The 21,688-nt window shown below is 59.7% G+C and carries 22 protein-coding genes and 1 tRNA gene; 15 read left to right on the top strand and 8 right to left on the bottom strand.

Annotated features, from left to right (window positions below):
• Window positions 1-31 precede the first annotated feature (31 nt).
• Both HX792_RS28380 and HX792_RS28375 read right to left on the bottom strand, forming a co-directional pair.
• The gene (locus tag HX792_RS28380) at window positions 32-1,015 is read right to left on the bottom strand and encodes a tripartite tricarboxylate transporter substrate binding protein (protein ID WP_176999186.1); all 984 of its coding nucleotides are present in this window, start codon (window positions 1,013-1,015) and stop codon (window positions 32-34) included.
• Between the two features lie 36 nt (window positions 1,016-1,051).
• On the bottom strand, window positions 1,052-2,344 hold the full coding sequence (locus HX792_RS28375; protein ID WP_176999185.1) for an OprD family porin: 1,293 nt from the start codon (window positions 2,342-2,344) through the stop codon (window positions 1,052-1,054).
• A gap of 236 nt (window positions 2,345-2,580) precedes the next feature.
• Between HX792_RS28375 and HX792_RS28370 the strand changes: the two genes are divergently transcribed.
• Window positions 2,581-3,252 (top strand): response regulator, encoded by a 672-nt coding sequence (locus HX792_RS28370; protein WP_010212220.1) that lies wholly within the window; start codon window positions 2,581-2,583, stop codon window positions 3,250-3,252.
• Complete coding sequence (locus tag HX792_RS28365; protein ID WP_176999184.1) at window positions 3,245-4,636, top strand: sensor histidine kinase; 1,392 nt, start codon at window positions 3,245-3,247, stop codon at window positions 4,634-4,636. The genes HX792_RS28370 and HX792_RS28365 overlap by 8 nt, the downstream gene beginning before the upstream one ends.
• Here HX792_RS28365 and HX792_RS28360 read toward each other — a convergent pair.
• Together HX792_RS28360 and HX792_RS28355 are read right to left on the bottom strand one after the other, a co-directional pair.
• Window positions 4,630-5,451 (bottom strand): HDOD domain-containing protein, encoded by an 822-nt coding sequence (locus HX792_RS28360; protein ID WP_176999183.1) that lies wholly within the window; start codon window positions 5,449-5,451, stop codon window positions 4,630-4,632. The two genes, HX792_RS28365 and HX792_RS28360, sit on opposite strands and share 7 nt — an antisense overlap.
• Window positions 5,452-5,487: 36 nt before the next feature.
• Complete coding sequence (locus HX792_RS28355; RefSeq protein ID WP_176999182.1) at window positions 5,488-6,429, bottom strand: folate-binding protein YgfZ; 942 nt, start codon at window positions 6,427-6,429, stop codon at window positions 5,488-5,490.
• Between the two features lie 140 nt (window positions 6,430-6,569).
• Between HX792_RS28355 and HX792_RS28350 the strand changes: the two genes are divergently transcribed.
• Entirely contained in the window at window positions 6,570-6,824 is a 255-nt protein-coding gene (locus HX792_RS28350) for a succinate dehydrogenase assembly factor 2 (RefSeq protein WP_176999181.1), read from the top strand.
• Complete coding sequence (locus tag HX792_RS28345; protein WP_176999180.1) at window positions 6,808-7,254, top strand: protein YgfX; 447 nt, start codon at window positions 6,808-6,810, stop codon at window positions 7,252-7,254. The genes HX792_RS28350 and HX792_RS28345 overlap by 17 nt, the downstream gene beginning before the upstream one ends.
• On the opposite strand, the gene nadB is transcribed toward HX792_RS28345, so the two are convergent.
• Window positions 7,223-8,839 (bottom strand): L-aspartate oxidase, encoded by a 1,617-nt coding sequence (nadB, locus tag HX792_RS28340; RefSeq protein ID WP_176999179.1) that lies wholly within the window; start codon window positions 8,837-8,839, stop codon window positions 7,223-7,225. The genes HX792_RS28345 and nadB overlap by 32 nt on opposite strands.
• A gap of 462 nt (window positions 8,840-9,301) precedes the next feature.
• Here nadB and rpoE point away from each other — a divergent pair, with 462 nt between their 5' ends.
• The 4 genes from rpoE to HX792_RS28320 all read left to right on the top strand — a co-directional run bounded on the left by rpoE (window position 9,302) and on the right by HX792_RS28320 (window position 13,153).
• Window positions 9,302-9,883: an RNA polymerase sigma factor RpoE gene (rpoE, locus tag HX792_RS28335; RefSeq protein WP_003172477.1), complete on the top strand. Its 582-nt coding sequence runs from the start codon at window positions 9,302-9,304 to the stop codon at window positions 9,881-9,883.
• Between the two features lie 32 nt (window positions 9,884-9,915).
• Window positions 9,916-10,503 (top strand): sigma-E factor negative regulatory protein, encoded by a 588-nt coding sequence (locus HX792_RS28330; RefSeq protein ID WP_065882095.1) that lies wholly within the window; start codon window positions 9,916-9,918, stop codon window positions 10,501-10,503.
• Between the two features lie 15 nt (window positions 10,504-10,518).
• Complete coding sequence (locus HX792_RS28325) at window positions 10,519-11,478, top strand: MucB/RseB C-terminal domain-containing protein (RefSeq protein WP_176999178.1); 960 nt, start codon at window positions 10,519-10,521, stop codon at window positions 11,476-11,478.
• Window positions 11,479-11,713: 235 nt separating this feature from the next.
• Window positions 11,714-13,153 (top strand): DegQ family serine endoprotease, encoded by a 1,440-nt coding sequence (locus HX792_RS28320; RefSeq protein WP_176999177.1) that lies wholly within the window; start codon window positions 11,714-11,716, stop codon window positions 13,151-13,153.
• A 66-nt stretch (window positions 13,154-13,219) separates the two neighbouring features.
• On the opposite strand, the gene HX792_RS28315 is transcribed toward HX792_RS28320, so the two are convergent.
• Entirely contained in the window at window positions 13,220-14,653 is a 1,434-nt protein-coding gene (locus HX792_RS28315; RefSeq protein WP_176999176.1) for a M48 family metalloprotease, read from the bottom strand.
• 95 nt (window positions 14,654-14,748) lie between these two features.
• On the opposite strand from HX792_RS28315, the gene HX792_RS28310 reads away from it, so the two are divergent.
• Window positions 14,749-14,988, top strand: coding sequence for a sulfurtransferase TusA family protein (locus HX792_RS28310; protein ID WP_176999175.1), 240 nt, complete (start codon window positions 14,749-14,751; stop codon window positions 14,986-14,988).
• A gap of 31 nt (window positions 14,989-15,019) precedes the next feature.
• On the top strand, window positions 15,020-16,090 hold the full coding sequence (locus tag HX792_RS28305) for an AI-2E family transporter (RefSeq protein WP_176999174.1): 1,071 nt from the start codon (window positions 15,020-15,022) through the stop codon (window positions 16,088-16,090).
• 114 nt (window positions 16,091-16,204) lie between these two features.
• Here HX792_RS28305 and HX792_RS28300 read toward each other — a convergent pair whose 3' ends face one another.
• Window positions 16,205-16,678, bottom strand: a complete 474-nt coding sequence (locus HX792_RS28300) for a peroxiredoxin (protein ID WP_176999173.1) — start codon at window positions 16,676-16,678, stop codon at window positions 16,205-16,207.
• 10 nt (window positions 16,679-16,688) lie between these two features.
• Window positions 16,689-17,249 (bottom strand): glycine cleavage system protein R, encoded by a 561-nt coding sequence (locus tag HX792_RS28295; protein WP_176999172.1) that lies wholly within the window; start codon window positions 17,247-17,249, stop codon window positions 16,689-16,691.
• A gap of 273 nt (window positions 17,250-17,522) precedes the next feature.
• On the opposite strand from HX792_RS28295, the gene dapA reads away from it, so the two are divergent.
• The 5 genes from dapA to HX792_RS28270 all read left to right on the top strand — a co-directional run bounded on the left by dapA (window position 17,523) and on the right by HX792_RS28270 (window position 21,211).
• Window positions 17,523-18,401, top strand: coding sequence for a 4-hydroxy-tetrahydrodipicolinate synthase (dapA, locus tag HX792_RS28290; protein WP_176999171.1), 879 nt, complete (start codon window positions 17,523-17,525; stop codon window positions 18,399-18,401).
• Between the two features lie 17 nt (window positions 18,402-18,418).
• A complete protein-coding gene (gene bamC, locus HX792_RS28285; protein ID WP_176999170.1) occupies window positions 18,419-19,534 on the top strand; it encodes an outer membrane protein assembly factor BamC in 1,116 nt (371 codons plus the stop codon).
• A 4-nt stretch (window positions 19,535-19,538) separates the two neighbouring features.
• Window positions 19,539-20,297, top strand: a complete 759-nt coding sequence (locus HX792_RS28280; RefSeq protein ID WP_176999169.1) for an MBL fold metallo-hydrolase — start codon at window positions 19,539-19,541, stop codon at window positions 20,295-20,297.
• Between the two features lie 27 nt (window positions 20,298-20,324).
• Entirely contained in the window at window positions 20,325-21,038 is a 714-nt protein-coding gene (gene purC / locus HX792_RS28275; RefSeq protein ID WP_010212191.1) for a phosphoribosylaminoimidazolesuccinocarboxamide synthase, read from the top strand.
• A gap of 83 nt (window positions 21,039-21,121) precedes the next feature.
• A tRNA-Ser gene (locus HX792_RS28270) sits at window positions 21,122-21,211 on the top strand.
• Window positions 21,212-21,688: the final 477 nt, after the last annotated feature.

Below are 21,688 nucleotides of genomic sequence, written 5' to 3'. Positions count from 1 at the left end.
CGCGGGCAAGCCCGCTCCCACAGAAGGGCGTTTACTGGATCAGGCCGAACTCTTTGGCCAGCACTTTGTAGTCAGCCACCTGTTTCTTCACGTAGGTGTCCAGCTCGGGGCCGGTCATGGCGAACGGGAACAGCTCGCGCTGGTCACGCAGCTTGGCGAACTCGTCGGACGCCAGCAGTTTGTCGAACGCGTCTTTCCACCAGGCGTAGTCGGCATCGCTGACTTTTGGCCCGAGGTAGAAGCCGCGCACTACTGGCCAGACGATGTCGTAGCCTTGCTCTTTGGCCGTCGGAATGTTCTTCATTTCTGGCTCGTCCAGGCGCTGCTCGGAGAACACCGCCAGCAGGCGCATGTCACCGCTGAGGATGTGCGGCATGGAGTCGGAGATGTCGGTACTGCCGACCTGGATGTGACCTCCGAGCAGGGCAGTGGCGATTTCACCGCCGCCTTCGAGGGCCACGTAGCGCAGCTCGCGCGGATTGATCCCGGCGGCCTTGGCGATCAGGGCGGTTTGCATCCAGTCCTGGCTGCCGACGGTGCCACCGGAACCGATCACCACGCTGCCCGGATCTTTCTTCAGGGCTTTGACCAGGTCGTCGAGGGTCTTGTAGGGCGAATCGTTTTTCACCGCGATGGCACCGTAGCTGGTGCCGACGGCTGCCAGCCATCGCACGGCGCTTTCATCGAAGCGGCCGAACTTGCCCTGGGCCAGGTTCAACAACGAACCGCTGGACCATGCCACCAGGGTGCCGGCGTCCGCAGGGCGCTGTGCGACCACCGCGTTGTAGGCCACCGCGCCCACGCCACCCGGCATGTAGGTCACGCGCATTGGCTTGCTCAGCAGCTTTTCGTTGACCAGCGCGCTTTGCGCCAGCTTGCAGGTCAGGTCAAAACCACCGCCTGGCGAGGCCGGGGCGATGCACTCCGGGCGCTTGGGCTCGTCGGCGGCCAACAGTTGGCCGGCGAACATCATGCAGCCGGCGGCGAGGGCCAGTTTACGCAGTGAAAAGGTCATCTGTTTATCTCCGTCTTTGTTGTTATGAGGGGCTACTTACCAGAGAACGACGCTGTAGCTGACCAGCAAGCGCACTTCATCCGCATCACGGGCCGAGTAGTTGGTGCGGTAGGTGGCATTGCGCAGGCGCACGGCCACATCCTTGAATGTGCCGCTCTGCACCACGTAGCGGATCTCGCTGTTGCGTTCCCATTCCTTGCCGGTCTCGCCGTTCTTGAGCTTGATGTTGTCACCCGACAGGTAACGGCTCATGAAACTCAGGCCGGGAATGCCCAGCTTGGCGAAGTCATAGTCGTAGCGGGCTTGCCAGGAGCGCTCTTCGGCGCCGGCAAAGTCGTTGATCTGCACGAAGTTGACCAGGTACGGGTCGCTGCCATCCACATACGGAAACGCGCTGTCACCGAACATGCGCTGGTAGCCGGCGCTGAGCTTATGGCCATTGAGGCCATAGCTGAACAGGCTGCTGAAGGATTTGTTGTCGATCTTGCCGCCACGGGCGTTGCCGGTGTCATCACTGATGGCCAGGCGCAGGTCGGTGCCAAAGGTGCCGGGGCCCATCGGGCGTGCGGCGACCAGGCCGAGGAAGTGCTGGCGGTACACGTTGTCGAGCTGGGCGAAGTGGTAGCTGCCGGTGATCTTGTCGGCGAATTTGTAGTCGGCGCCACCGAAGTTGAAGTGCTTGCCGGTGGCTGCGGTCAGGAAGCGGCTGTTCTTGTTGTTGAGGGCGATGTCTTCGTAGTTGGTGTCGTCGCGGTCCTTGGCTTTGTCCAGGCGGCCAGCGGTGAACACCAGGTTCTTGAACTCTTTGGAGGTCAGCAGGCCGCCGTTGAAGGTCTGCGGCAGGATGCGGCCATCGTTGGGCTTGAGAATCGGCAGCTCCGGGATCAGGGCACCGATCTTCAACTCGGTGGCGGAGATCTTCACTTTGCCGGTCAGGCCCAGCTTGGAGTATTCATTGGCGGCACGGCCGTCGTCGTGGGTCGGCAACAGGCCGGTGCCGGTGCGGTCGGGGCTGGAGTCGAGCTTGACCCCGAGCATGCCCAGCGCGTCCACGCCAAAACCGACGGTGCCGTCGGTGTAGCCCGATTGCAGGTTGAGCATGAAGCCCTGGGCCCATTCGTCGCGCTTGGATTGCTGTGCGCTGGTGCCGTCGCGAAAGTCGCGGTTGAAGTACATGTTGCGGGTTTCGAGGGTGGCGCTGCTGTCTTCGAAAAAGGCAGCCTGGCTGAGCGGCGAGAAGCCGGCAAAGGCAGCGGCACTGGCGAGGGCGGTTTGGGTCAGGCGGGAAAAACGAACAGGCGAGGACGCCTGGGGCTGTGTCGACAGCATCGTTGTGTACTCCGTTATTGTTCTTATTTTGGCGAAAACGCTTCGAGGCGTTTTTCGGGCGCTACGGATCAGGTAGCTGGGCGGGCAGAACCCACCGTTGCCCGATGCTAAAGGGCGAAGCTTTCACTAACCTTTCAGTTGCCTTTCAATGTTTTCGGGCTTCACAGGGCAGGTAGCGCCTGTAAACTGCCCGGCAAAGCGTGGCGTCGACCATGCCCGAATGAGGTAAAAAAACCATGCGTGTCCTCCTGGTTGAAGACCATTTGCAGCTCGCCGAAAGTGTCGCCCAAGCGCTCAAGAGCACGGGGTTGACCGTCGACGTGTTGCACGATGGGGTGGCCGCGGACCTGGCCTTGAGCAGCGAGGAATACGCGGCGGCGATCCTCGACGTGGGGCTGCCGCGCATGGACGGTTTCGAGGTATTGGCACGCTTGCGCGCCCGTGGAAAAAACTTGCCGGTGCTGATGCTGACGGCTCGCAGCGATGTGAAAGACCGCGTGCACGGCTTGAACCTGGGCGCCGACGACTACTTGGCCAAGCCGTTTGAACTGACGGAACTGGAGGCGCGGGTCAAGGCGCTGTTGCGACGCAGCGTGTTGGGAGGCGAGCGTCAGCAGGCCTGTGGGGTGCTGGTCTATGACCTGGATACGAGGCGCTTCACCGTCGGCGGCGAGCTGATGACGTTGACCTCTCGCGAGCAGGCGGTACTGGAGGCGTTGATCGCTCGCCCGGGCCGCGTGATGAGCAAGGAACAACTGGCCTCCCAGGTGTTTGGCCTGGACGAAGAAGCCAGCCCTGACGCGATTGAGATCTACGTGCACCGCCTGCGCAAGAAACTCGATGGCCAGCCCATCGCCATCGTGACATTCCGCGGTCTCGGCTATCTGCTGGAAGCCCGCGATGCATAAGCCCAGCAGCCTGCGCTGGCGGCTGCTGTGGAACCTGGCGCTGTTGCTGGTGCTGTTGATGCTGGCCAGTGGCATGAGTGCTTACTGGAATGGTCGCGAGGCGGCCGATACGGCCTACGACCGCACGTTGCTGGCCTCGGCGCGCACCATCGCAGCGGGCCTGACCCAGGTGGACGGCACCCTAAGCGCCAATGTGCCGTATGTGGCCTTGGATACGTTTGCCTACGACAGCGCCGGGCGTATTTATTACCAGGTCAATGACATCGATCAGAAGCTGATCTCGGGTTACGAGCACCTGCCCGGCCCACCGCCCGGCACGCCGCGCACCGATGATTATCCGGCGCTGGCACGCTTTTACGACGCCGTGTATCAGGGCCAGCCAGTGCGCGTGGTGAGCCTGCTCAAGGCCGTCTCCGAGCCGAACATGAACGGCATGGCGGAAATCCGCGTGGCGGAAACCGACGAAGCACGGGTGGCCATGGCTCGCAGCCTGATGGCCGACACCTTGCTGCGCTTGGGCATGCTGGCCATTGGTGCGTTGATGTTGGTGTGGTTCGCCGTAAGTGCGGCGCTGCGCCCGTTGGAGCGCCTGCGAACGGCGGTAGAAGAGCGCCAGCCCGATGACCTGCGCCCACTGCCGCTGGTGGAAGTGCAGCATGAGTTCGGCCCGTTGGTGCGTTCCCTCAACCACTTCACCGAGCGCCTGCGCGGGCAGTTTGAGCGCCAGGCGCAATTCATTGCCGATGCGGCCCACGAGTTGCGCACGCCGCTGGCGGCGCTCAAGGCTCGGCTCGAATTGGGCCTGCGTGCCGAAGAACCGGCGACCTGGCGCAGTACCCTGGAAACAGCGGCCCAGGGCACTGATCGCCTGACGCACCTGGCCAATCAGTTGCTGTCCCTGGCGCGCATCGAAAATGGCGCCCGGGCGATTGCCGAAGGTGGCGCGCAATTGCTCGACCTCAGCCAATTGGCCCGTGAGCTGGGCATGGCCATGGCGCCTTTGGCCCACGCACGAGGTGTTGCGCTGGCCCTGGAGGCGGATGAACCGGTGTGGTTGCGCGGGGAGCCGACGCTGCTCAATGAACTGCTGAGTAACCTGGTGGATAACGCCCTGGCCCACACGCCACCGGGTGGTAATGTGATTTTGCGCGTGACGACGCCGGCGGTGCTGGAAGTGGAAGACGATGGCCCGGGCATCCCGCTGGACGAGCGGGACCGGGTATTCGAACGTTTCTACCGACGCAACCAGCAAGGCATGGGGTCTGGCCTGGGGCTGGCGATTGTCGGGGAGATCTGTCGGGCCCACCTGGCTCAGATCAGCTTGCATGATGGCGAGTTGGCGGGGTTGAAGGTGCGGGTGAGTTTTATCGCGGGTGATCAATAAAACATCGAACGCGCCTCATCCAGCTCGGCGCGCAGCGCGTCGCTGTAAGGGTCTACGCGCAGCTTCTTGATCGCCGGAAGACTGGAGACAGCCACACTCGCCAGCGGGTGTTGGGTGCCACGATGGCAATACAGCACGGCGACCTGCACCAGGTCGATGTAATCCAGGGTCGCCGAGTCGCGTTCCAGGTCCAGGTACTGGCCCGGCAGGTTCGCCAGCATTTCCGGGAAGTCCCAGCCACGCAGCAGTTTGTCGCCCAGTACGGGATGGATGCTGTCGATCACATGGTTGAGGCTGACCGGGTCGGACAGCAGCTCGTAGTGGTCTTCGGCGTAGGTGAGGATCGGTAGCACACCGATCTGGTGCACCAACCCGCCGAGCGCAGCCTGATCCGGCTTGAGCTGGCTGTGGCTGCGGCACAGGGCATAGCTCACGCCCGCCACTTCCAGGCTGCGGCGCCAGACGTCGCGCATCTTCTGCTCGACCGCTTCGGAGCGGGCGTGAAAGATCTGTTCCATCACCAGCCCGATCGCCAGGTTGCTGCTGTAGTTGGTGCCCAGCCGGGTGATCGCAGTGTGCAGGTCGGTGACTTCCTGGGACGCGCGCAGCAGCGGGCTGTTGACCACTTTGATCAGGCGCGCCGACAGCGCGGTATCGCGACCGATCACTTTGCTCAAGTGGCTGATGCTGATATCCGGGTCTTCTGCGGCCTGACGGATGTTCAGGGCCACTTCCGGTAATGTCGGCAGAACCAGGTCATCGTTATCGATGGCCGTCACCAAAGCCTGTTGGACTTTTTCCGCCAGCTTGTTCATTCATGATCTCTAGGGTGTTGCAAAAAGGTACGGCGATTAACGCTGGATCTCTCGGTCACGGTCGAGCGTGTAAGGCAGGTCGTGCAGTTGCAGGCTGGGGCCTTCCGGTGTGCCTAAGTGCACATCGCCACTATCGGCAGCTTCGGCTTGCAGCACGGCAAGAAGTTCAATCGTCTGGTCAGCTTTTGCTGCCAGCACCACTTCGCCGATCGAGCTGTTATGGCTAGGGGAAAACAGCGGGGTGCCTGGCTCGGGCATTTGCGGCGCATCGAGGCTCAAGCGGTACAGGCGACGTTTGAGTTTGCCAAGGTACTGCATGCGCGCGACGATTTCCTGGCCGGTGTAGCAGCCTTTCTTGAAGCTGACGCCGCCTACGGCTTGCAGGTTGAGCATCTGCGGGATGAACAGTTCGCGGGTTTGCGGCATGACCTGGCCGATGCCGGCACGCACTTGGCCGAGCAGCCAGTCATTCAAGTCGGCTTCTTTCAATTGGGCAGCCAATTGGCCGCGCACGGTATCGGCCTGTTCGGCTGGCACCCAGAGCTCGGCGCGTCCAGGGGAAACGCGGATAGCGATCAGGGCATCGGTGCGTGCGACGCTGTCGGTTTCAGCCGGCAGCTCAAGGCCGAGGCTGGCCAGGGCTTGATCCGCATCGACCAGACCGAAGCGTGCCCAGGCGGCGCTTTCGTCGGTGAGCTTGGATTTGGAGAACACGGCGTATTTTTTCAGGTCGGCCAGTTGCGGTTCGAGCAGCTCGATGGCCATGGCCAGGAGTACGCCATCACCTTGCAACAGGATGCGAAAGCTCGACTGCATGCGGCCTTTTTGCGTGCAGCGCGCGCCGAGGCTGGCCTGGGTATCGCTCAGGTAATTGAGGTTGCAGGTCAGTTGCCCTTGCAGGAACTTGGCAGCGTCGGCGCCGCGGACGGCGAGAACGCCTTCGTGGGACAGGGGGCAGAAGAAAGCAGAGTCAGCCATGGGTCATCGCAGGTCAAAAAGTCATGGGTGCATCATAGAGGGGCGCCCGGCAAATGGATAGTTTCCGTATGGGGCGACCAAAGCCGACTGTTCCAGTGCCGTCGGGGCTGTATACTTGCCGCCTATTTGAGGAGCGCTCCATGGTCGAAGATGTAGAAATCAATCGTCTCTTCTGGCACAGCCGTCGTGGCATGCTGGAGTTGGACGTGTTGCTGGTGCCTTTCACCAAAGAGGTCTACGCGACCCTCAACCAGGTCGATCGCGACCTCTACGTCCGGTTGCTGACCTGCGAAGATCAGGACATGTTCGGCTGGTTCATGGAACGTTCCGAATCCGAAGACCCAGAGCTGCAGCGCATGGTCCGGATGATCCTGGACCGTGTCCAGCCCAAGTAACCGATTCGAATGCCGCTGGCAGGCCTCACGGTTATTGCTGGCGGCGTATCTTTTTGCCCAGCTGTTCGCGCTGGGCGCCTGTTTACTTGTTGATTTACCTTATTCGAGCCTCGGCCTGCTGGTGTGCTTGGCGCATGCCGCCTGGGTTTTACCGCGACACATCCTGCTGACTCACCGTTCGTCGGTTTCTGGCCTGCGTCGCGACGAGGACGGCTGGCAGTTGTTCAGTGCCGAGCGTGGTTGGCACGGCGTGCAATTGCGCCCCGACAGCCTTGCGTTGCCGTTGATCGTGGTGCTGCGCTATCGGGTGCCGGGAAAGGGGTGGGTGCGCTCGATCTGTGTGCCGAGGGATTCACAGGTCGCCGATGTGCACCGGCGCCTGCGGGTACGCCTGAAGTTCAGCCGCCGTAGGTGGTTGGCACCAGGATAGTGTCCCGGGCTTCGGGCAGCATCTGCGGGTAGTCGAGGGTGTAATGCAGGCCCCGGCTTTCCTTGCGCTCCATGGCCGAGCGGATCATCAACTCCGCCACCTGGGCCAGGTTGCGCAGCTCGATCAGGTCGCGGCTGACTTTATAGTTGCTGTAGAACTCGTCAATTTCATCAAGTAGCAAGCGCACGCGATGCTGTGCGCGTTGCAGGCGTTTGTTGGTGCGCACGATCCCTACGTAGTCCCACATGAAGCGTCGCAGCTCGTCCCAGTTGTGGGCGATGATTACGTCTTCATCCGAATCGGTCACTTGGCTGGCGTCCCAGCGGGGCAGGGCGGCGTGCACCGTAATGCGTGGCAGTTGTTCGAGGATGTCGGCCGCCGCTGAGCGGGCGTAGACGAAGCATTCGAGCAAGGAATTGCTGGCCATGCGGTTGGCGCCGTGCAGGCCGGTGAAGCTGGTTTCGCCAATGGCATACAGGCCCGGCACGTCGGTGCGGCCGTGCTGGTCGACCATCACGCCACCGCAGGTGTAGTGCGCGGCCGGCACCACGGGGATCGGGCCTTTGGTGATGTCGATATTGAAGGCCAGGCAGCGTTCATAAACGGTGGGAAAGTGGGTCTTGATGAAGGCTTCGGGCTTGTGGCTGATGTCGAGGTAGACGCAGTCGATGCCTAGGCGCTTCATTTCGTGGTCAATGGCGCGGGCGACGATATCGCGCGGGGCCAGTTCGGCGCGCGGGTCGAAGCGCTGCATGAAGCGCTCGCCGTTGGGGAGTTTCAGGTGGGCGCCTTCGCCGCGCAGGGCTTCGGTAATCAGGAAACTCTTGGCTTGCGGGTGATACAGGCAGGTGGGGTGGAACTGGTTGAATTCCAGGTTGGCCACCCGGCAGCCCGAACGCCAGGCCATGGCAATGCCATCGCCGCAGGCCCCGTCGGGGTTGCTGGTATAGAGGTAGACCTTGGCGGCGCCGCCTGAGGCAAGAATAGTGAAGCGTGCGCCATAGGTGTCGACTTCACCACTGGCGCGGTTGAGCACGTAGGCGCCGAGGCAGCGCTCGCCTTCCAGGCCCAGGCGTTTTTCGGTGATCAGGTCGACGGCGACACGCTGTTCCAGCAGCTCGATGTTGGGGCGCTGGCGGGCCTGGTCGAGCAGGGTCTTGAAGATGGCAGCGCCGGTGGCGTCGGCCGCGTGGATGATGCGGCGGTGGCTGTGGCCGCCTTCGCGGGTCAGGTGGAATTCAAAGCCGCCGTCGTCACTGCTGGCGTGTTCGTCGCGGGTAAAGGGCACGCCTTGGTCGATCAGCCATTGGATGGCTTCGCGACTATGCTCGACGGTGAAGCGCACGGCCTCTTCATTGCACAGGCCGCCGCCGGCGTTGAGGGTGTCTTCGACGTGGGATTGCACGGTGTCGGTGTCGTCCAGCACGGCAGCGACACCGCCCTGGGCCCAGAATGTCGAGCCATTGGCCAGATCGCCTTTGCTCAGTACTGCAATCCGCAGGTGGCTCGGGAGGGTCAGTGCGAGGCTCAAACCGGCCGCGCCGCTACCAATCACCAGGACATCGTGTTGAAACTGTTGGCTCATTTGAAGGATTCCGCAAAAAGCGATCCGAAGGGGGGCGCAAACAGGACGCCTGGATCGGCGAATCAAAGGGTCACACGGGCCACTAGTATATAGAGGGGGGGAGCGGCACAATAGCCGGGCATTCGTGGCAATGTGAGATTACGGTGCACGGCTTGGGTCAGATCGGCCAGTTATTGAAACGGGAACTTTTTGCATAGCCCCGAACTCAATAGCAGGTTGCCCGAAAGCTGGGAAAACGTTGAGTTTATTGGCCCGTCGGGAGCATTGGACGCGTCAGAAAACCGGCGACAAGATTATTCGCGCAGCCGGCGATGCCCGCGCTGCGTTTTTCGTGTGTGCCAAATCAGTGCGTGCCGGAAACTTGCTTGAAGGGGGAGAACTTTTGCGAAAAGTCCGAGTCTATGTTTGCAAGCCTGATCGTTTAGTTATGCAAGCCTCCTTCAAGTACAACGAGGAGTGTTCATGCTAACCCAGGAAGAGGATCAGCAGCTTGTCGAGCGCGTTCAGCGCGGCGATAAGCGGGCATTTGATCTGCTAGTGCTGAAATACCAGCACAAAATTCTCGGGTTGATCGTGCGGTTTGTGCACGACACCCATGAAGCGCAGGACGTTGCACAGGAAGCCTTTATCAAGGCCTATCGTGCACTTGGTAATTTCCGCGGTGACAGTGCGTTTTATACGTGGCTGTATCGCATCGCCATCAACACGGCGAAGAACTATCTGGTGTCTCGCGGACGCCGCCCGCCAGATAGTGATGTGAGTTCAGAAGATGCAGAATTTTACGATGGTGATCACGGCCTCAAAGATCTCGAGTCGCCGGAGCGTGCATTGCTGCGCGACGAGATCGAAGGAACCGTTCATCGCACAATTCAGCAACTGCCAGAAGATTTACGTACGGCGTTAACTTTGCGTGAATTCGATGGTCTGAGTTACGAAGACATTGCGAGCGTCATGCAGTGTCCGGTGGGGACTGTAAGGTCACGGATCTTCCGGGCCCGGGAAGCCATCGATAAAGCCTTGCAACCGTTGTTGCAGGAAAACTAAAGACAGCGGCGACAGCCAAGAGAGGAACCGCCATGAGTCGTGATGCCCTGCAGGAATCGCTGTCCGCAGTGATGGATAACGAAGCGGATGAACTGGAACTTCGTCGAGTGCTCAATGCATTTGATGACGCCGAAACCCGTGATACCTGGTCTCGTTACCAAGTCGCTCGGGCGGTGATGCACAAGGATCTTCTAATCCCTCGTCTGGATATTGCTGCGGCCGTTTCTGCCGCGTTGGCCGATGAAGCCGTTCCGGCAAAAGCTGCTCGTGGACCTTGGCGTAGCCTGGGTCGCCTGGCAGTTGCTGCCTCGGTAACTGTTGCAGTATTGGCGGGTGTTCGCCTGTATAACCAGGACGAAATTGCTGGTGCCGAACTGGCCCAACAGACCCAGCAGCCGGTGATGGCTGGACCTCAGGTCAAAGGCCCTGCGGTATTGGCCGGCTACAAGGAAAGCTCTGACAGCACCGGCCCGATGGCCAATGGTGTACTGCAAGGGCAATCCGGCTGGCAGGACCAGCGTCTTCCAGGCTACCTGCGCCAACATGCACAGGAATCGGCTCTGAAAGGCACTGAAAGCGCTCTGCCTTATGCGCGTGCCGCAAGCCTGGAAAACCGCTGATTCGTAAGGAGCTCTATGCGCGCCATACCGCTCCTTACGCTTTTGCTCAGTGGTTGGTTTGCACTCCCCGCCCACGCCGATGAAGCCCAAGACTGGCTGACTCGACTTGGGCGTGCAGAGCAGCAGCAAAGCTTCGAAGGTTCGTTCGTCTATGAACGTAATGGCAATTTTTCTACCCATGACATCTGGCATCGTGTCCAGGACGGTCAGGTCCGAGAGCGGCTTTTGCAGCTCGATGGTTCCGCCCAGGAAATTGTGCGGGTAGATGGCCGAACCCAATGTGTCAGCGGCACGCTCGTGGCCGGCCTTGGCAACTCGCGGGAGGGTTCTTCCCCTGCGCTTGATCCGCAAAAACTCACTCAATTCTATGATCTGGCTGTCATCGGTAAATCCCGAGTGGCCGGTCGCAATGCCGTGATTGTTTCAATCACGCCCCGCGACCAATACCGCTATGGGTTTGAGTTGCATCTGGATCGCGAAACAGCGCTGCCGCTCAAGTCGTTGCTACTCAATGATCAAGGACAGTTGCTGGAGCGCTTCCAGTTCACGCGCTTGAACACTTCGGTGACCCCGGACGATCGCAACCTGCAGCCCAGCAGTGAATGCACGCCTGTGGCGGTTTCCGACAGTAAGGCCCCGCAAGTGCCTGCCACTCAGGCCTGGCATCTTGATTGGTTGCCCCCTGGTTTCCAGCTCACCAACAGTAGTGCACGCAAAGACTTCGAGACAAAATCCACCGTCGACAGCCTTATGTATGACGATGGGCTTGCGCGTTTTTCGGTGTTTCTTGAGTCGACCGATGGTGCTAGCGTCATCGAGACCCGCACTCAGCTGGGTCCGACGGTCGCGGTGTCTCGCCGTCTGAATACGGTTGAGGGTGAGGTGATGGTGACGGTTGTCGGCGAAGTGCCCATTGGCACGGCCGAGCGCATTGCGCTGTCGGTACGCGGTGAAAAGTCCGCTGCAAAACCATGAGCCGTTAATCCTATGTTCATCCTGATCTTTCAATGTCGTTGCATGCCAGGTCTGTTGCCGAGAGCATGAAATGTCCGGATCAGTATTTTCACTTGCAAAAACCCCCTATGTTTTTTATAGGTCAGGGCCTAATTGGCTCTGGCCTTGTTTTGTTCGCGGAACAAAGATGTCGGTGGCAGTTTCCGGCGTTTCTTGAACCCTGTCGCTCAACCCTGCTCGTCGTAACGGGAGCTGTATGTCGATACCACGTTTGAAGTCTTACCTATCCATAATTGCCACGGTATTGGTGCTGGGTCAGGCCGTGTCTGCGCAAGCAGCCGAACTGCCTGACTTCACCCAACTGGTTGAGCAGGCCTCGCCCGCCGTGGTGAACATCAGCACCACACAGAAATTGCCGGATCGCAAAGTGTCGAACCAGCAGATGCCAGACCTGGAAGGACTGCCTCCGATGCTGCGCGAGTTCTTCGAGCGTGGCATGCCGCCGCAACAGCGCTCTCCTCGCAGTGGCGGTGGCCAGCGTGAAGCGCAGTCCCTGGGTTCGGGCTTCATCATTTCGCCGGATGGCTACATCCTCACCAATAACCATGTGATTGCCGATGCGGACGAGATCCTCGTCCGCCTGGCCGATCGCAGCGAGCTGAAAGCCAAGTTGGTGGGCACAGACCCACGTTCTGACGTGGCCTTGCTAAAAATTGACGGCAAGGACCTGCCCGTGCTGAAGCTGGGTAAATCCCAGGACCTGAAGGCCGGTCAGTGGGTTGTCGCGATCGGTTCGCCATTTGGCTTTGACCATACCGTCACCCAAGGTATCGTCAGCGCCATCGGCCGTAGCTTGCCAAACGAAAACTACGTGCCATTCATCCAGACCGACGTGCCGATCAACCCGGGCAACTCCGGTGGCCCGCTGTTCAACCTGGCCGGTGAAGTCGTGGGGATCAACTCGCAGATCTACACCCGTTCCGGTGGTTTCATGGGCGTATCCTTTGCGATCCCGATTGACGTGGCCATGGACGTTTCCAACCAGCTGAAAAGCGGTGGCAAGGTCAGCCGCGGCTGGTTGGGCGTTGTGATCCAGGAAGTGAACAAAGACCTGGCTGAGTCCTTCGGCCTCGACAAGCCAGCCGGTGCCTTGGTTGCGCAGATCCAGGACGATGGTCCGGCTGCCAAGGGTGGCCTGCAAGTGGGTGACGTGATCCTGAGCATGAACGGCCAGCCCATCGTCATGTCGGCTGACTTGCCGCACTTGGTCGGCGCACTCAAGGCGGGTAGCAAGGCCAAGCTTGAAGTGATCCGCGACGGCAAGCGTCAGACTGTTGAACTGACCGTCGGTGCGATTCCTGAAGAGGGTGCAACCCTGGATGCTCTGGGCAACGCCAAGCCCGGCGCGGAGCGCAGCAGCAATCGCTTGGGTATTGCCGTGGTCGAACTGACCGACGAGCAGAAGAAGAGCTTCGACCTCAAGAGCGGCGTCGTGATCAAGGAAGTCCAGGACGGCCCGGCCGCCCTGATCGGCCTGCAGCCTGGTGATGTGATCACTCACCTGAACAACCAGGCGATCAACTCCACCAAGGAATTCACCGATATCGCCAAGGCGTTGCCGAAGAATCGTTCGGTGTCGATGCGTGTCCTGCGTCAGGGCCGCGCCAGCTTCATTACCTTCAAATTAGCCGAATAATCCGGCAGTAAAAGAAAAGCCCCGCCTTCGTTAAGCGAAGACGGGGCTTTTTTGTGGGCGATGGGTTTAGCTCATCATCCCTTTGACCAGGCGTTCCTGTTCGATCAACTCACGCTGACGTGCGTCGATACGCGAAGACAGAGGAAAGTTGTTGCCGGCCCGGCGCTTGGCGAAATCCAGTTGCTGAATGGCCTGTTGGAAGTCGCCCACCAAGGCGAAGTATTCGGCGCGCGCCTGGTGCAGGCCGATGATATTGCCGGACAAGCCACGCGTCTCGGCGACCTGGTACCAGACGTCCGGGTCATCAGGGCGGGACTTGAGCAAACCATCCAGCGCCTTCTCCGCATCGGCCGTGCGATTCTGTTTAAGCAGCAGGTCCACCCGCACCTGGTTCAGCGGATAGTTACCGGGGTATTGGGTGAGCATGCGATCAGTGCGTTGCTGGGCATCCGGAAAGCGGCTGTTGGCAATGTCCAGTTCGATCTGCGCCAAGTTATACGTGATGTCGTTGGGGGCTTTCGCCAGCAGGGGGGCCAGGCTTTCCCGCGCTTCTTTGTACTGGGTGCCTTTGATCTGGGCGATGGCCAGGCCATAACGCGCCACATCGTTTTTCGGGTTTTCATCCAACTGCGCCTGGAAGCGTTTGGCTGCCAAGCCAGGCGTGTCTTCGTATTGCAACTGCACCCGAGCGCGAATCAACTGGTAGCGCAGGCTGTCTTCCTTGCCACCGGGCTTGGCCTGTTCCGCGCGGTTGCGGGTGTCGGCGATACGGGACTCGGTCACCGGGTGTGTCAACAGGAATTCCGGTGGCTTGGCGTCGAAACGGTACTGACGCATCAGGCGTTCGAACATGGTGGGCATGGAGCGGGGGTCGTAGCCGGCCTTTTCCAGGTTGAGGATACCGATACGGTCTGCCTCCTGTTCGTTTTGACGGGAAAAGCGGCGCTGCTCCTGGATCGCTGCAGCCTGGCTGCCGGCAATGGCGGCAATCCCGGCATCACCTGCACCGGCTGCCGCCGCAATGATGCCGCCGAGCAAGGCCGCCATCATCGGGATCTGCATGCGCGATTGTGCTTCTACGCCCCGGGCGAAGTGACGCTGGGACAAGTGGGCCAATTCGTGGGCGAGTACCGAAGCATATTCACCCTCGGTCTGGGCATTGAGAAACAGGCCGCCGTTGACGCCCACGATCCCGCCAGGTGCGGCAAAGGCGTTGAGCTGCGGGCTGTTGATCAGGATGAACTCCAGGCGCCGGTCATTGACCTGGCTGGTCTCTACCAGTTTATACACGCTGGTTTCGACGTAGTCCTTGAGCTGAGGGTCATTGAGTTGCGAGACCTGGCCGCGCAGGTAAGCGAGCCATGCGCGACCCAGTTGGTATTCCTGTTGTGGCGAGACAATGGCAGAACTGGCGTCGCCAAGTGACGGCAGGTCGTCAGCAAAGCCTGGAGAGGCCAGCAGGCAAGCCAGCGTCAGCAGGGTAGGGCGCAAAAAAGTCATGCACAAAGCCTTTCGACAAAGAGCTTACTGTAGCCGGACACTGAGCTTCGGACCAGATATTCTAAGCAGCCCGAACCCATGCCCGGAGTAAATTCATGACCGACGCTGTAGCCTTTGACGCCGAGCTTGATGCCAGTGGACTCAATTGCCCGTTGCCTTTGCTGAAGGCCAAGCTGGAACTCAATCGACTGGCCAGTGGTGCGGTGCTCAAGGTAACCGCCACGGACGCTGGCTCCCAGCGGGATTTCCGGACGTTTGCCAGGCTGGCTGGGCATACGCTGTTGCACGAAGAAGATGTCGCCGGCGTGTACCGCTACTGGTTGCGCAAGGCCTGAACCGTTTGCCCACACCCTCCGAGGTTGATTGATGTTCAAAGTGTTACGAGACTGGATACAGCGCTACTTCTCCGATGAGGAGGCCGTGGTGCTGGCCGTCCTGCTGTTCCTGGCCTTTACCGCAGTCCTCACCCTCGGCGGCATGTTGGCGCCGGTTCTGGCGGGAATGGTGCTGGCGTACCTGATGCAAGGCCTGGTCACTACGCTGGAGCGTTTGCGCCTGCCAGGTGGTGCCGCAGTGGGGCTGGTGTTTGCGTTGTTCATGGGCGTGTTACTGGTCTTCATCGTGGTGGTCGTGCCGTTGTTGTGGCATCAGTTGATCACCTTGTTCAACGAACTGCCGGGCATGCTCGCCAAATGGCAATCGCTGTTGTTGTTGCTACCTGAGCGCTACCCGCACTTGGTGTCGGATGAACAGGTATTACAGGCCATCGAAGTGGCGCGCGGCGAGATCGGAAAGTTCGGGCAATGGGCGTTGACCTTTTCCCTGTCCAGCTTGCCGTTGCTGGTCAACATTATGATCTACCTGGTGCTGGTGCCGATCCTGGTGTTTTTCTTCCTCAAGGATCGCGCCATGATCGGCCGCTGGGTGCGTGGCTACTTGCCGCGTGAGCGGGCGCTGATCACGCGGGTGGCCGAGGAAATGAACCGGCAGATTGCCAACTACATCCGTGGCAAGGTCATCGAGATCGTGATTTGCGGGGGCGTCACCTACATCGCCTTTGTCGCGCTTGGACTGAACTATGCAGCACTGCTGGCATTGCTGGTGGGGGTATCGGTGGTGGTGCCGTATGTGGGGGCGGTGGTGGTGACCGTGCCGGTGATGTTGATCGCGTTGTTCCAGTGGGGTTGGAGCGACCAGTTCATCTACCTGATGGCGGTATACGGCATTATTCAGACCCTGGACGGCAACGTGCTGGTGCCGCTGCTGTTTTCGGAGGCCGTCAATCTGCATCCAGTGGCAATTATCTGTGCGGTGTTGTTGTTTGGTGGGCTGTGGGGATTCTGGGGGGTGTTCTTTGCGATCCCCCTGGCGACGCTGTTCAAGGCCGTACTGGATGCGTGGCCGCGGCAAGAACCGGTGGTTGCGCCGCTGCTTTAAACGTTGTGGGGGAATTTAAGATGCTATCGCCGGCAAGCCAGCTCCTACAGGAGAATGCGTTCCACCTGTAGGAGCCGGCTTGCCGGCGATGCGATCAAACGGTTGCCGCAGCAATCATGCCTTGTTCAAGGCTTGTGCCGCTGCCAAAACGGCATCCACATGCCCCGGCACTTTCACGCCGCGCCATTCCTGACGCAGCACGCCATCCTTGTCGATGAGGAAAGTGCTGCGGTCCACGCCCAGGTATTCCTTGCCGTACAGCTTCTTCAGCTTGATCACGTCAAACAGCTGGCAAACCGCTTCGTCCTTGTCACTGATCAGCTCGAAGGGGAACGCCTGCTTGCCCTTGAAATTTTCGTGAGATTTCACGCTGTCGCGCGAAACGCCGAACACTTCGGTGTTGGCCGCCTTGAAGGCTGCGTACTGGTCACGAAAACCCTGGCCCTCGGTGGTGCAACCCGGGGTGTTGTCCTTGGGGTAGAAGTAGATCACCACTTGCTTGCCCTTGAGGGCTGCGAGGCTGAAGGTCTGGCCGCTGGTGGCCTGGGCTTCGAAATCGGCCACAGGTGTATCGAGAGCTACCGGCATGGGATCTTCCTTACATTGGGTTCTGTGGGCGCCATGGTTCGATCAGGGCGTCGAGGTTCAAGGCGTCGGCGAAGTCCAGGAACTGGTCGCGCAGCCAACTGATCTGCACACCGGGCGGCAAGGTCACGGTGAAAGTGGCGTTGAGCATGGTGCCGCCGGTCTGCGGTGCCTGGTAAGTGTCGCAGGTCAGGTTTTCCAGTTCGACGTTGTGGTCGATGAAGAACTGGCACAGCTCGTTGACGATGTCCGAGCGGTAGGCCGAACTGACGTAGGCAACATAAGGCAGCGCCTGCGGGCGGTTCTCCAGTGCGGCGCTGCGCACGACATTCACGGTGAAGTCGTGCTTCTTGGCAAGGCCCGGCAAGCCGGTTTCCAGGCGCGCCAGGGCGTCCCAGGTGCCGGAGATCTGCAGGACCAGTGCACTGCACTCGCCATGGCGGGTCAGGCGGGAGGTCACGACGGCGCAGCGGTTCTCATGGCTGGCGCGGCACAGGACGTTGGTCAGCTCCATGGGGTTGGCGCCGAGGGCACTGATAACAAGGAATTGTTCGCGAACTGTGGGGGTGGACATGCAGCCTTCCTAAAGCGATGAGCGGTCGATACCGTGTGGGCCGTATCGATCAAAGGATGAAGGGTAGCGAAAAGCGTCGCCAAGGGCTAGGAGGTGGCGTTTTCATTACGTGACCGATTGGATTTCATCCTGTGTGAAGTGATGCATTGGCCCAATGATGGCATTGCCTGTCGTTTAGTTACGTCAGAACGCATCCTCACGTGGTACTTCGCTTGTACAAGCATCTTGGCGCCAGTACCATTACGGCTCTCTTTTTCCGGCAGGAGCGGTTGCATGATTGCGGGCAGTATGGTGGCACTGGTCACACCCATGGATGCACAAGGTCATCTCGACTGGGACAGCCTGGGCAAACTGGTGGACTTCCACCTGCAAGAAGGCACCAACGCCATCGTGGCGGTCGGCACCACAGGTGAGTCGGCCACCCTCGATGTGGAAGAACACATCCAGGTCATCGAATTTGTCGTCAAGCGTGTTGCGGGCCGCATCGCCGTGATCGCTGGTACGGGCGCCAACTCGACGCGCGAAGCGATCGAGCTGACCAAAAACGCCAAGAAGGCCGGCGCCGATGCCTGCCTGCTGGTGACCCCGTACTACAATAAGCCGACCCAGGAAGGGTTGTACCAGCACTTCCGCGCTATTGCCGAAGCGGTCGATATCCCGCAGATCCTCTACAACGTACCTGGCCGCACCGCATGCGACATGCAGGCTGCTACTGTGATCCGTCTGTCTACCGTGCCGAACATCATCGGTATCAAGGAAGCCACGGGCGACCTGCAGCGCGCCAAGGACATCCTGGCCGGTGTGAGCAGCGACTTCCTGGTCTACTCCGGTGACGACGCCACCGCGGTCGAGCTGATCCTGCTGGGCGGCAAGGGCAACATTTCCGTGACTGCCAACGTGGCTCCGCGTGCCATGAGCGAAATGTGCGCTGCCGCCATCGCCGGTGACGCAGTGACCGCGCGTGCTATCCACGAGAAGTTGATGCCGCTCAACAAGACACTGTTTATCGAATCCAATCCTATTCCCGTGAAATGGGCGCTGACTGAAATGGGCCTGATGCCGGACGGTATCCGTCTGCCGCTCACCCGCCTCAGCGAAGCCTGTCACGAACCGCTGCGACAGGCCCTGCGCCAGTCCGGCGTCCTGGTTTAATTGAGGAAGCACTACGCATGAAGCGATTGGCCGGACTTTCCGCACTTGCCTTGATTATCTCCAGCACCAGTGGTTGCGGTTGGATCTGGGGCCCGGAAGGCTACTTCCGTGACCGCGGTAGCGATTACCTGGAAGCCCAAGCAACCAAACCGATGCAATTGCCACCGGATGTCAACGTCGCCAAGCGCCTTGACCCGTTGCTGCCGATTCCCCGTAACGTTGCCGACGACACCACCAAGGGTGAGTACGTGGTGCCGCGTCCGCAGCCGATCTCGGCCGTGGCAGATGCCAGCGACTACAGCCTGCAAAAGAGTGGCGACAACCGCTGGATCATGGCCCAGCGTCCACCTGCCGAAGTCTGGCCGGTGGCCCTGCAGTTCTTCCAGGACAACGGTTTTCGCATTGACGAGCAGCGCCCGCAGACTGGTGAGTTCACCACCGCCTGGCAGCAGGGCAGCGAGCTGTCCGCCAGCATGGCCAAGCGCCTGCAGGCAGGTGGTGTAGCCGCCGACAGTGAAGCCCGTGTGCGTGTGCGCATCGAGCCTGGCGTGCAGCGCAATACCAGTGAAGTCTACGTGGTCAGCGCCGAGCGTCCTGCTGGCAGCACTGCTAACGTCGACTTCACCAACCGCTCGATCAACACTGGTGTGGACTCCGCGCTGGTCGACGAGATGCTGGCCAGCATGAGCCGTATTTCCGAGAAGGGCGGTTCCGTTTCCCTGCTCGCCGCACGTGACTACGACACGCCTAACCGTGTCAGCCTCACCGAAGACGGCAGCGGCAACGTGGTGCTGAACCTCGGTGAAGACCTGGATCGTGCCTGGGCCAGTGTCGGTCGTGCGTTGGAGCAAGGTCCTTGGCGTGTTGAAGACATCAACCGTAGCCTGGGCCTGTACTACATCAACGTGGCTGAAAAGGCCGAGAAGAAAGATGAAGAGCCAGGTTTCTTCGGCAAGTTGTTCGGCAGCAAGCCGACCAAGGAAGAGATCGAGACCCGTGCCGAGCGTTACCAGGTTCGTTTGAGCAAGGTGGGCGACAGCGTACAAGTGACCGTCGAGAAGAACATCAATACCGTTGCGCCAGCTGAAACAGCGCGCAAAGTGTTGGGCGTGATTCAGGACAACCTGGGCTGATCCAATGCGTTTTGCCGTTCTCGGCAGCGGTAGCCAAGGGAACGGCACGCTGGTCGCACATGACGACACGTATGTGCTGGTGGATTGTGGTTTCTCGTTAAAAGAAACCGAGCGGCGCCTGCTGCGCCTGGGGGTTCGCCCCGCGCAGCTGAGCGCGATTCTGGTGACGCACGAACATGCTGATCACGTGCATGGCGTGGGTTTGCTGTCTCGGCGCTACAATCTGCCGGTGTACCTTAGTCGTGGCACGTTGCGCGGGATGCGCAAGCCCATTGAGCCTACTGGTTTCCTGGCCGGTGGCGAGAATCTGCAAATCGGTGCGCTAAGCATCGATGTAATTGCGGTAGCGCACGATGCCCATGAGCCGACGCAATACGTATTCAGTGGGGGAGAGCGGCGCTTTGGCGTGCTCACCGACCTGGGGTCGTACTGCGCCAAGGTGCTGGAAGGGTATCGCGACCTCGATGCGTTGATGATCGAGTCCAATCACTGCCGAGACATGCTGGCTCGCGGTCATTACCCCTACTTTCTCAAGCAGCGGGTGGGCGGCGAGCTGGGGCATTTGAACAACCACCAGGCGGCGTACCTGGTGTATGAGTTGGGCTGGCAAGACCTGCAACACCTGGTCCTGGCCCACCTGAGCAGCAAGAACAACCTGCCGCAGCTTGCCCGGCAATGTTTTGTCGACACCCTTGGGTGCGACCCGGACTGGCTGCAACTGGCCGATCAAGATTCAGGGCTCGATTGGCGACACATCGCCTAGCCCACCCTTTAGTAAGCGGAGCCCATCATGGAAAAGCGTGAAGAACTCTACCGCGGTAAAGCCAAGTCGGTGTACAAGACCGACGATGCCAACCGCCTGATCCTGCTGTTTCGCAACGACACCTCGGCGTTCGACGGCAAGCGGATCGAACAACTTGATCGCAAAGGCATGGTGAACAACAAGTTCAACGCCTTCATCATGCAAAAACTCGAAGCGGCCGGTATTCCGACCCAGTTCGACAAACTGCTGGGCGACAACGAGTGCCTGGTCAAGAAGCTGGACATGATTCCAGTTGAATGCGTCGTGCGTAATTACGCGGCTGGCAGTCTGGTTAAGCGCCTGGGCGTGGAAGAGGGGCTCAAGCTTAATCCTTACACGTTTGAACTGTTCCTGAAGGACGACGCCAAGGGCGATCCGTTCATCAACGAATCCCACGTTGTGGCTTTCGGCTGGGGTACTGCTGAGCAACTGGCGCGCATGAAGGAGTTGTCCCTCAAGGTCAACGACGTGCTGAGCAAGTTGTTCGACGATGCGGGTCTGCTGCTGGTCGACTTTAAGCTTGAGTTCGGCGTGTTCCACGACGGCTCCATCGTCTTGGGCGATGAATTCAGTCCGGACGGCTGCCGCCTGTGGGACAAGGACACTAAGAAGAAGATGGACAAAGACCGCTTCCGCCAGGGCCTCGGTGATGTGATCGAAGCCTACGAAGAAGTCGCCAATCGTCTGGGTGTACCGCTTTAATCGACGCAAGCATCTGATAGCACGGAAAAAAATCGCTTTTGGGGTTTGCTTCTGCGAAACACGCTGTTATGATGCGCGCCGTTGGAGAGATGCCAGAGTGGCCGAATGGGACGGATTCGAAATCCGTTGTACCTTCACCGGTACCTAGGGTTCGAATCCCTATCTCTCCGCCATATAAGTACAGAAAGGCCCCATTTTATGGGGCCTTTTTGCATTCTGCGGTTTCTGTTTCCCTTCGCCCTTTATTTACGTGCTTTTGCTCTGCTGTTCTTTAAGAGGGCTTTCGCGTTTTTGGAGCTTTTCTGACCTATATGACAGAAATGTGAAGAAAGGCGTTGACGGCAGATTATATCTGTCTATAATTCGCCCCACTTCCGGCGCAGTCTAAACGGAAAACTCCTTGATAAACAATGGGTTATGTAGGTTTTGACGGTAAGTTGCTTCAGTTCATCGGAGCCAAAAGGAAGTTGAAAAAGAGGTGTTGACAGCAGCGTGTAACGCTGTAGAATTCGCCTCCCGCTGACGAGAGATCGGAAGCGCAAGTGGTTGAAGTTGTTGAAGAAATCTTCGAAAACTTCTGAAAATAATCACTTGACAGCAAATGAGGCTGCTGTAGAATGCGCGCCTCGGTTGAGACGAAAGATCTTAAC

Source organism: Pseudomonas sp. B6002, from assembly GCF_013385985.1.
Lineage (GTDB): Bacteria > Pseudomonadota > Gammaproteobacteria > Pseudomonadales > Pseudomonadaceae > Aquipseudomonas.
This window is presented reverse-complemented; position numbering and strand designations above follow the sequence as displayed.

Coding starts and splice junctions, on each gene's coding strand:
- HX792_RS28320 (WP_176999177.1), top strand. CDS start 11,714: ATGTCGATACCACGTTTGAAGTCTTACCTATCCATAATTGCCACGGTA.
- HX792_RS28315 (WP_176999176.1), bottom strand. CDS start 14,653: ATGACTTTTTTGCGCCCTACCCTGCTGACGCTGGCTTGCCTGCTGGCC.
- HX792_RS28380 (WP_176999186.1), bottom strand. CDS start 1,015: ATGACCTTTTCACTGCGTAAACTGGCCCTCGCCGCCGGCTGCATGATG.
- rpoE (WP_003172477.1), top strand. CDS start 9,302: ATGCTAACCCAGGAAGAGGATCAGCAGCTTGTCGAGCGCGTTCAGCGC.
- purC (WP_010212191.1), top strand. CDS start 20,325: ATGGAAAAGCGTGAAGAACTCTACCGCGGTAAAGCCAAGTCGGTGTAC.
- HX792_RS28325 (WP_176999178.1), top strand. CDS start 10,519: ATGCGCGCCATACCGCTCCTTACGCTTTTGCTCAGTGGTTGGTTTGCA.
- bamC (WP_176999170.1), top strand. CDS start 18,419: ATGAAGCGATTGGCCGGACTTTCCGCACTTGCCTTGATTATCTCCAGC.
- nadB (WP_176999179.1), bottom strand. CDS start 8,839: ATGAGCCAACAGTTTCAACACGATGTCCTGGTGATTGGTAGCGGCGCG.
- HX792_RS28365 (WP_176999184.1), top strand. CDS start 3,245: ATGCATAAGCCCAGCAGCCTGCGCTGGCGGCTGCTGTGGAACCTGGCG.
- HX792_RS28355 (WP_176999182.1), bottom strand. CDS start 6,429: ATGGCTGACTCTGCTTTCTTCTGCCCCCTGTCCCACGAAGGCGTTCTC.
- HX792_RS28370 (WP_010212220.1), top strand. CDS start 2,581: ATGCGTGTCCTCCTGGTTGAAGACCATTTGCAGCTCGCCGAAAGTGTC.
- HX792_RS28350 (WP_176999181.1), top strand. CDS start 6,570: ATGGTCGAAGATGTAGAAATCAATCGTCTCTTCTGGCACAGCCGTCGT.
- HX792_RS28310 (WP_176999175.1), top strand. CDS start 14,749: ATGACCGACGCTGTAGCCTTTGACGCCGAGCTTGATGCCAGTGGACTC.
- HX792_RS28360 (WP_176999183.1), bottom strand. CDS start 5,451: ATGAACAAGCTGGCGGAAAAAGTCCAACAGGCTTTGGTGACGGCCATC.
- HX792_RS28375 (WP_176999185.1), bottom strand. CDS start 2,344: ATGCTGTCGACACAGCCCCAGGCGTCCTCGCCTGTTCGTTTTTCCCGC.
- HX792_RS28295 (WP_176999172.1), bottom strand. CDS start 17,249: ATGTCCACCCCCACAGTTCGCGAACAATTCCTTGTTATCAGTGCCCTC.
- HX792_RS28330 (WP_065882095.1), top strand. CDS start 9,916: ATGAGTCGTGATGCCCTGCAGGAATCGCTGTCCGCAGTGATGGATAAC.
- dapA (WP_176999171.1), top strand. CDS start 17,523: ATGATTGCGGGCAGTATGGTGGCACTGGTCACACCCATGGATGCACAA.
- HX792_RS28280 (WP_176999169.1), top strand. CDS start 19,539: ATGCGTTTTGCCGTTCTCGGCAGCGGTAGCCAAGGGAACGGCACGCTG.
- HX792_RS28305 (WP_176999174.1), top strand. CDS start 15,020: ATGTTCAAAGTGTTACGAGACTGGATACAGCGCTACTTCTCCGATGAG.
- HX792_RS28300 (WP_176999173.1), bottom strand. CDS start 16,678: ATGCCGGTAGCTCTCGATACACCTGTGGCCGATTTCGAAGCCCAGGCC.